Origin of the sequence: Pinirhizobacter sp. (genome assembly GCF_035317885.1) — a bacterium.
Classification (GTDB): Bacteria; Pseudomonadota; Gammaproteobacteria; order Xanthomonadales; family Rhodanobacteraceae; genus Pinirhizobacter.
In genome coordinates, this window is the sequence record NZ_DATHFX010000182.1 from 1 (window position 1) to 8,209 (window position 8,209).

Consider the following 8,209-nt stretch of genomic DNA (forward strand, 5'->3'; position numbering starts at 1 on the left):
CCTCGAACACGTAAGCAAGGTGGTGGTGGACGACGCGGTGATCGACGGCCAGGCCGAACCCTACCTCATCTACCGCGGCAACCTGCAGCAGCAGCGGGCGATCGGCGGTGCGGAAGGTGGCGGGGACGCCGCGTAAACATCAGCTTGCATCGGCAACTCCTTGAAGGCCCCGGTGTTTCGCCGGGGCCTTTTTATTGGGCCCCGCGGCCTTGAGTCGCATGCATGCCACCACCACTTGACGCTGATGGGGCGCGCGGTTCAGTGTCGGAACCAAAGAGCCCCCGGCCTTTCTCCATGGAGCCCTAGATGGCAAAGAACCAACCCGTTCCCACCAGCGGTGCCGCCCTGGATGTCCTGCCGGTCCTGCCGCTGCGCGATGTGGTGGTTTACCCGCACATGGTCATCCCGCTGTTCGTTGGCCGCGACAAGTCCATGCGCGCACTCGAGCGCGCGATGGAAGGCGAGCGACAGATCCTGCTGGTGGCGCAGAAGAGCCCGGACATCGACGATCCGGAGATCGGCGACCTGCACACCACCGGTACCCTGGCGGGCGTGCTGCAGTTGCTCAAGCTCCCCGACGGCACCGTGAAGGTGCTGGTGGAAGGGCAGTCGCGCGTGGACGTGCACGACTACGTGGATGAGTCGGGCATGCTCAGCGCGCAGGCGCGCGTGATCGAACCCGTCTACAGCACCAACGAGCGCGAGCTCGACGTGGTTTCCCGTTCGCTGGTGTCGCTCTTCGAACAGCTGGTGAAGCAGAGCCGCAAGCTGCCGCCGGAGATCCTGGCCACCCTTTCGGGCATCGACGATCCGTCCCGGCTGGCCGATTCCATTGCCGCGCACCTCTCCGTGCGCATGGCCGACAAGCAGCGCGTGCTGGAGACGGCCGATGTCGGCCAGCGGCTGGAGCTCCTGATCGGCCTGGTCGATGGCGAGATGGATCTGCAGCAGGTCGAGAAGCGCATCCGCGGCCGCGTGAAGTCGCAGATGGAGAAGAGCCAGCGCGAGTACTACCTCAACGAGCAGATGAAGGCCATCCAGAAGGAACTGGGTGAAGGCGAGGAGGGCGGCAACGAGATCGAGGAACTGCAGAAGAAGATCGAAGCCGCCGGCATGCCCAAGGCGGTGCTTGCCAAGTCCAAGAACGAATTCAACAAGCTCAAGCAGATGTCGCCGATGTCTGCCGAGGCCACCGTGGTCAGGAACTACCTCGACTGGCTGGTCGGTGTGCCGTGGAAGAAGCGCAGCAAGGTCCGCAAGGATCTCGCGCTCGCCCAGGAAGTACTCGATGCCGATCACTTTGGCCTGGAGAAGGTCAAGGAGCGCATCCTTGAGTACCTGGCCGTGCAGCAGCGCGTGAACGCCATGAAGGGCCCGATCCTGTGCCTGGTCGGCCCGCCCGGCGTGGGTAAGACATCACTTGGCCAGTCCATCGCCAAGGCCACCAACCGCAAGTTCGTCCGCATGTCGCTGGGCGGTGTGCGCGATGAAGCGGAAATCCGCGGCCACCGCCGCACCTACATCGGTTCCATGCCCGGCCGCATCGTGCAGAACCTCAACAAGACCGGCACGAAGAACCCGCTGTTCGTGCTGGACGAGATCGACAAGATGTCGATGGACTTCCGCGGCGATCCGTCGTCGGCCCTGCTCGAAGTACTCGATCCGGAACAGAACCACGCCTTCAACGACCATTACCTGGAAGTCGACCTCGACCTCTCCGAGGTGATGTGGATCGCCACGGCCAATTCGCTCAACATTCCCGGCCCGCTGCTCGACCGCATGGAAGTGATCCGCATCCCCGGTTACACCGAGGACGAAAAACTCGCCATCGCGCAGAAATACCTGTTGCCCAAGCAGCTCAAGGCCAATGGCTTGAAGCCCGAAGAGCTCAGCGTGAAGGAGGACGCGCTGCGCGACATCGTGCGCTACTACACGCGCGAATCGGGCGTGCGTAATCTCGAGCGCGAAATTTCCAAGATCTGCCGCAAGGTGGTGAAGGAAATCACGCTGAGCGCGTCGGCAAAGGCTAAGAAACAGGCCAAGGGCAGAGTAGCCGCGAAGTCCGCGACGGTGAAGTCGGTGGTCGTTGCCGGCAAGGCCAAGGTCGAATCGGCCAACCTCGACCACTTCCTGGGCGTGCGTCGTTTCGACTTCGGCCGGGCCGAACTGCAGAACGAAGTGGGCCTGGTGACCGGGCTTGCCTGGACGTCGGTCGGTGGCGATTTGCTCAGCATCGAAAGCTCGGTGCTGCCTGGCAAGGGCAGGCTGGTGCATACCGGCCAGCTGGGCGACGTCATGAAGGAATCGATCCAGGCGGCGCTGTCGGTGGTGCGTGCCCGTGCGTCGTCGCTGGGCATCGATCCGGACTTCCACCAGTCGCTGGACATCCATATCCACGTGCCCGAGGGCGCCACGCCCAAGGACGGCCCCAGCGCAGGCATCGCCATGTGCACGGCGCTGGTGTCCACGCTCACCCACATCCCGGTTCGCTCGGAAGTGGCGATGACCGGCGAGATCACCCTGCGTGGCCGCGTGCTGCCGATCGGCGGACTGAAGGAAAAACTGCTGGCAGCCCATCGCGGTGGCATCACCACGGTGATCATCCCGGAAGAGAACAGGAAAGACCTGGCCGACATCCCGGATAACATCACCGGGTCGCTGGAGATCATCCCCGTGAAGTGGATCGACGAGGTGCTCAATATCGCGCTGGAGCGTCCGCCCCAGCCGCTGGAGGCGAAGACCGGCGATGGTACGGCGGTGGACAGCAAGAAGGACGACGGCAAGGCAGCAGCTTCGCTGACGCACTGATCGCCGGTTCTCAAATCCGGGAAAAAGGGAGGCATGCCAACGGCATGCCTCCCTCAACATGTCCGCCATCACCCGCGCATAACGTGCACGTGGGCTGAAAGCGTTGGTACATCTCGTATTGCGGGTGCCGGGGGCCGCTGGTATAAAGGTCCGACCGCTAGCACCAAGCGCCCGCGCAGCAAGCGCAACAGCGGCCCGCGACGTTCCCTTCGCGAACCGCTGGCCGTCCAAGTAGCCCTGGCATGGTTCTCGTCCCGAATACACCGCGGACTCTTTCACGTGATAAGGAATAACCAATGAATAAATCTGAATTGATCGCCGATCTCGCCGAGCGCGCCGAGCTGTCCAAGGCCGACGCCGGCCGCGCCCTCGAAGCGCTGATCGATGCCGTCAAGGCCAGCCTGCACAAGGGCGAGGACGTCTCCCTGGTGGGCTTCGGTACCTTCACCGTCCGTAACCGTGCCGAGCGCACCGGCCGCAACCCGCGCACCAACGAAGAGATCAAGATCCCGGCCTCCAAAGTCCCGGCTTTCAAGGCTGGCAAGGCGCTGAAGGATCACCTAAACTAACCAGTCAGGTCTGCCATTGACCTGGGTGCTTAGCTCAGCGGTAGAGCGTCGCCTTTACACGGCGCTGGTCGGGGGTTCGATCCCCTCAGCACCCACCAAAAAGTCGCGGAGTGGTAGTTCAGTCGGTTAGAATGCTGGCCTGTCACGCCGGAGGTCGCGGGTTCGAGTCCCGTCCACTCCGCCATACCCTTCAAGGGCGCCCGCGTGGCGCCCTTGTTTTATGTCCTGCTACGAGCGAAACCGATGCTTCATTCATTGCGTACGAAGATGGAAGGCTGGCCGACGATGGTCGTGCTCGGGGTGAGCGTCTTCGCCGTTGCCTTCTTCGGCATCGAGAACTACCTGCAAGGCGACCGCGCCAGCTACCTTGCCAAGGTGGGCGACACGGAGATCCAGCAGCAGGATTACCAGGAGCGCGTGAACAGCATCCGCGAGCAGATGATGTCGCAGCAGGGCGATCGTTACGATCCGACCTATCTTGAGCAGCCGGCCACCAAGCAGAAGATCCTCGATGCGATGGTAAGCCAGGCGGTGCTTCGCCAGGCCAACGGCAAACTCGGCCTCACCGTGACCGACGCACAGGTGGTCAATGCCATCGCGGCCGAGCCCGCCTTCCAGAGCGAGGGCAAGTTCGACCAGAAAGCTTATGGCGCGTACCTCGCCGGCACGCGCACCTCGGCGGCCACCTTCGAGGCGCAGCGTCGCCAGGAAATGGCAACCCAGCTCATCCCCAATGCCATCGGCCAGAGCGTGCTGGTCACCGATGCCGACATCGACCGCGTGCTGCGCCTGACCGAACAGAAGCGTGATGTGCGCCTGGTGGATATCCCCGCGCCGGCGGCACCCAGCACGGATGTCTCCGACGCGGAGCTCAAGGCCTATTATGACGCGCACCGCGCGCAGTACATGACACCCGAGCAGGTCACCCTGCAATACATCGAAGTCAACGCGAAGGATCTGAAAGACGACGCTCCGCCGGGCGACGCGGACCTGCGCGGCATCTACGAGCAGCAGAAGTCGCGCTACGTGCAGCCTGAACAGCGCGAGGTGTCGCACATCCTGGTGAACGTGCCCAAGAACGCCACGCCGGAGCAGCAGAAGGCGGCGCTTGAGAAGGCACGCAAGATCGCCTCCGAGGCCACCCCGGCGAACTTTGCTACCCTGGCCGGGCAAAATTCCGACGACTTGGGTTCCAAGCGCCAGGGCGGCGACCTCGGCTTCATCGAGAAGGGCGTGGCCAATGCCTCGTTCGACGCTGCGCTGTTCGCCATGAAGAAAGGCGAGATTTCGCAGCCGGTACTTTCGCCGGACGAGGGTTACCACATCATTTACCTGCGCGATGTCCGTAGCGGCGCCGCCAAGCCGTTCGAGGAAGTACGCGGGGATATCCTGGCCAAGGCCACCACCGAGGCGCACGAGCGCAAGTACAACGACGTTGCCGGCCACCTCGCCGACGAGGCCTACCAGACCCCCTCGTCGCTGGAGCCTGCCGCCAAGGCCAGTTCGCTGCCTCTGCAGACCACCGAGCCCTTCGGCCGTGACGGCGGCAAGGGCATCGCCGCCAACCCGAAGGTGGTCGCTGCCGCGTTCTCCGACGACGTCCTGGCACAGGGCAACAACTCGGGCCTGATCGACCTCGGCGACAACCATGGCGTGGTGATCCATGTCGACAAGCACACGCCGTCCGTGGCCAAGCCGTTGTCCGAAGTGCAGGCTGCCGTGCGCCAGGCAGTGATCGACGACCGCATTGTCGCGCAGGCCAAGAAGCAGGCCGACGAACTCGTCGCCCGTGCACAAAAGGGTGAGGACCTCAACGCCATCGCCAATGCCGCGCACGGGCAGGTCAAGACCGTCGCTGGCGTTACCCGTGGCGCGCAGGACCAGCCGCCCGCGGTGGTACAGGCGATCTTCGCCCAGCCGCGTCCCGCCGACGGCAAGCCGGCGGTGCTGGCGTTGCCGATGGAGAAGGGAGCCTACACCCTGGTGGCGGTGGACAAGGTCATCGATGGCGATACCTCGAAGGTGACTGCCGAAGAGCGCGCAGGCTTCCGCCAGCAGATGGGGCAGGCCGTGTCCGCCGCGCAGACGCTGGCCTTCATCGAGGCGATGAAGGCCAAGACCGAAATCAAGATTTCCAAAGACCGCCTCTAACGGGGCGGCATCACGGGGACAGCCTCAACACCTGTCCCGGTTTCACCTTGTCGCTGGTCAGGTGGTTCCAGGTCATCAGTTGCTTCACCGTCACCTTGTTGGCGTGGGCGACATGCGACAGCGTCTGGCCACTGGCCACCTTCACCGAACGTGGCTTCCCACTGGCCTTGCCCTGTGCCTCGGCGTCGTCCGCCGGCGGTGCGATGGTCGCGGGGCTGGGCTGGCGTCCACTGGCGGCTGCCTCGCGGTACGCCTCTGCCGCCGTCGATGGCATCAGGATCGTGGTGTTGGCCTGCGCATTGGCCGAGGTGTGAGCGGGATTCAGCGCCAGTACGCGATCCACCGGCATCGACGACAGCTCCGCCACCTGGCCCATGGTCTTTGTGCCGGAAACGGTCACTTTCTCCAGCGAACGCTTTGCATCCACCGGCGGCAGCCGTACGTGGAAACGCTCGGGCTGGCGCACCACGCAGGCGATCGCCAGGAGCTTGGTCAGGTGTTCGCGGGTCACCGCCTTCATCGGCATTTTCGGCACCGCCGGTTGCGCCGGCGGCACGCCATATTTGTCCACGGCCTTGCGCACGCTGAATTCACCGGCATTGAAGGCCATGGCCACCAGGCGCCAGTCGTGCAGTTCCTCGTGGTAGCTGGCCAGCATCTTCATCACCGCATCGGTGGAGGCTGCGGTGTCCAGCCGCGCGTCGTAGCCCTTGCGCGAAGGCAGGCCCAGGGTACGCGCGGTAGAGGGCACGATCTGCCATATGCCGGCCGGGCGGCCCTTCTTGCCCTTGACGGGTTGAAACGAACTTTCGATCCAGGGTAGCAGCGCGAATTCGCCGGCCACGCCGTGCGCCTGGGCGGACTCCTTGGCGTATTCGACCACCGGCAATACCGCAGCGAGGTGTTCTTCGAAACGATCCGGCCGCTGGGTGAAGGTGCGCGCCCAGCGGGCCACGCCGTCGTCGGCATCGCAGCCATCCATCTGGAAACCCGCACGCATCTCGCCCCAGAAGTCCGTCACCACCGGCGCCACCGGCGCTGGCGTGGGCATCAACGGCGGCGTGGGCTGCGTGGCGGGAGTGGTGGTGATAGGCGGCGCGCTGGGCATCACCGGTGCGGTGGACGAGCAGGCAGCCAGGGCCGTCGCCAGGGTGGCGGCCAGGGCGGTACGCAACGGGTGGTTCATCGAAAGGTGTCCTTGGCGTTGCGCACCGCGGCGAAGCGGGACACGCGATCGTGGGCGTCCGCCTTACGGGCGGCCCAGGCGGCGATGGCATCACTATCGGTGCGCAGGAAGGGATTGGCGGCGCGCTCCATGCCCATGTTGCTTGGCACCGTCGGCTCGCCGCGCGAGCGTTTGTCATCGACTTGCCTGGCGCGTGCTTTCAGCGCGGCGTTGTCGCCATCGATGGACAGCGCGAAGCGCGCGTTCGCCTGGGTGTATTCGTGGCCGCAGCAGACCAGGGTGTCGTCGGGCAGGGCGGCCAGGTGGTCGAGGGAATCAAGCATCTGGGCTGGCGTGCCCTCGAACAGGCGGCCGCAGCCCAGGCTGAACAAGGTGTCGCCGCAGAAGAGCAAGCCTTCGCCCGCGTAGGCGATGTGGGTGGTGGTGTGGCCGGGTACGGCCATCACGTCGAAGCGCGCGGCGGGCAGGGCAAGCGTCACCACGTCGCCGTGGCCTACGCGACGATCAGCGTGCGGAATGCGCTCATCGACCGGAGCGATCACTTCCACCTTGCGTCCCCGGCAGAGTTCGGCGACGCCTGCGATGTGGTCGGGATGATGATGGGTGAGCAGGACGCTTCGCAGGTTCAGCCCGCGCCCGGCCAGCACGCGCTCCACCGGGGCGGCATCGCCCGGATCCACCACCGCGGCGTTGCCGGCGGCGTCGGTAAGAAGCCAGATGTAGTTGTCGACAAGCGCCGGGATCGGTTCAGGACGCAAAACGAGCACTCGACGGGCGGCCTCGGCCGCGGGGGCCGCCGGACTATATCAGCGCCCCGCCGGACCCCTTGTTATCAACGCGTTAACCCGTTCAGGTCGCCGAATCCGGCTCCGGAGCCGATACACTTGGCGTCGCGACACCAGTCCGTTCTCGCCAAAGCACCCATGCCAATGCCACAGCTGCACCCCGACCTCTACGCCCTGCCGCCCATGCGTGCGCTGCTGGCCAGCGAGTCGGCGGTGCTGGCGCCGGAGCTTGCGCGCTCCACCGGCGACCATGCCCTGCACATCGCACCAGTGCCTGAGATCGCCCCGCCGCCGCTGCCCTTGCTCGGACGCTGGGCCCGCCTGCACCTGTCGCACGGCGGCTGGCAGGGGGACGTACAGGCACGCGCAGACGAACCGCTGCCGTTCCAGGACGACGCGTTCGGCGTGGTGGTACTGCGCCACGCCGCTGAAATCGTTCCCGACGGCGACGAACTGATCGGCGAGGCCGCTCGCGTGCTCGCACCCGGCGGCGTACTGGCGATCACCGGCGTGCACCCGGTGAGTGCCTGGGCGCCGTGGTTCCAGTGGCGCGCCCGCGGCACCCGTGCCAGCCTGCGTCAACCGGTGCTGCTGCGCTCGGCCTGTGGCCGGGCCGACCTCCACGTGATCGCCGTGCACCGTGCCGGCCACGTGCTGCCGTCAGTCATGGCGGGTGAGGGCAGCAGCCTGGCTGGCGGGGCATACATCCT

At 65.4% G+C, this 8,209-nt stretch carries 6 protein-coding genes and 2 tRNA genes; 6 read left to right on the forward strand and 2 right to left on the reverse strand.

Going from position 1 to position 8,209, the window contains the following annotated elements; translation table 11 throughout:
- Positions 1 to 306 precede the first annotated feature (306 nt).
- The 5 genes from lon (at position 307) to VK519_RS05755 (ending at position 5,528) form a co-directional block, all read left to right on the forward strand.
- Entirely contained in the window at positions 307 to 2,808 is a 2,502-nt protein-coding gene (gene lon, locus VK519_RS05735) for an endopeptidase La (protein ID WP_324348167.1), read from the forward strand.
- 296 nt (positions 2,809 to 3,104) lie between these two features.
- Positions 3,105 to 3,377, forward strand: a complete 273-nt coding sequence (hbs, locus tag VK519_RS05740; protein ID WP_324348168.1) for a non-specific DNA-binding protein Hbs — start codon at positions 3,105 to 3,107, stop codon at positions 3,375 to 3,377.
- Positions 3,378 to 3,400: 23 nt separating this feature from the next.
- A tRNA-Val gene (locus tag VK519_RS05745) sits at positions 3,401 to 3,475 on the forward strand.
- A gap of 9 nt (positions 3,476 to 3,484) precedes the next feature.
- Positions 3,485 to 3,561 (forward strand) — tRNA-Asp (locus VK519_RS05750).
- A 59-nt stretch (positions 3,562 to 3,620) separates the two neighbouring features.
- Entirely contained in the window at positions 3,621 to 5,528 is a 1,908-nt protein-coding gene (locus VK519_RS05755) for a SurA N-terminal domain-containing protein (RefSeq protein ID WP_324348169.1), read from the forward strand.
- Between the two features lie 10 nt (positions 5,529 to 5,538).
- Here VK519_RS05755 and VK519_RS05760 read toward each other — a convergent pair whose 3' ends face one another.
- Both VK519_RS05760 and gloB read right to left on the reverse strand, forming a co-directional pair.
- A complete protein-coding gene (locus tag VK519_RS05760; protein WP_324348170.1) occupies positions 5,539 to 6,714 on the reverse strand; it encodes a transglycosylase SLT domain-containing protein in 1,176 nt (391 codons plus the stop codon).
- Positions 6,711 to 7,472: a hydroxyacylglutathione hydrolase gene (gene gloB / locus VK519_RS05765; RefSeq protein ID WP_414692704.1), complete on the reverse strand. Its 762-nt coding sequence runs from the start codon at positions 7,470 to 7,472 to the stop codon at positions 6,711 to 6,713. Before gloB ends, VK519_RS05760 begins: the two co-directional genes overlap by 4 nt.
- 171 nt (positions 7,473 to 7,643) lie before the next feature.
- Between gloB and VK519_RS05770 the strand changes: the two genes are divergently transcribed.
- The coding region (locus VK519_RS05770; RefSeq protein WP_324348172.1) for a class I SAM-dependent methyltransferase at positions 7,644 to 8,209 on the forward strand (566 nt) is incomplete at its 3' end.

Bases quoted from the DNA above. Each gene is read 5' to 3' on its own strand.
- lon (WP_324348167.1), top strand. From the start codon at position 307: ATGGCAAAGAACCAACCCGTTCCCACCAGCGGTGCCGCCCTGGATGTC.
- hbs (WP_324348168.1), top strand. From the start codon at position 3,105: ATGAATAAATCTGAATTGATCGCCGATCTCGCCGAGCGCGCCGAGCTG.
- VK519_RS05755 (WP_324348169.1), top strand. From the start codon at position 3,621: ATGCTTCATTCATTGCGTACGAAGATGGAAGGCTGGCCGACGATGGTC.
- VK519_RS05760 (WP_324348170.1), bottom strand. From the start codon at position 6,714: ATGAACCACCCGTTGCGTACCGCCCTGGCCGCCACCCTGGCGACGGCC.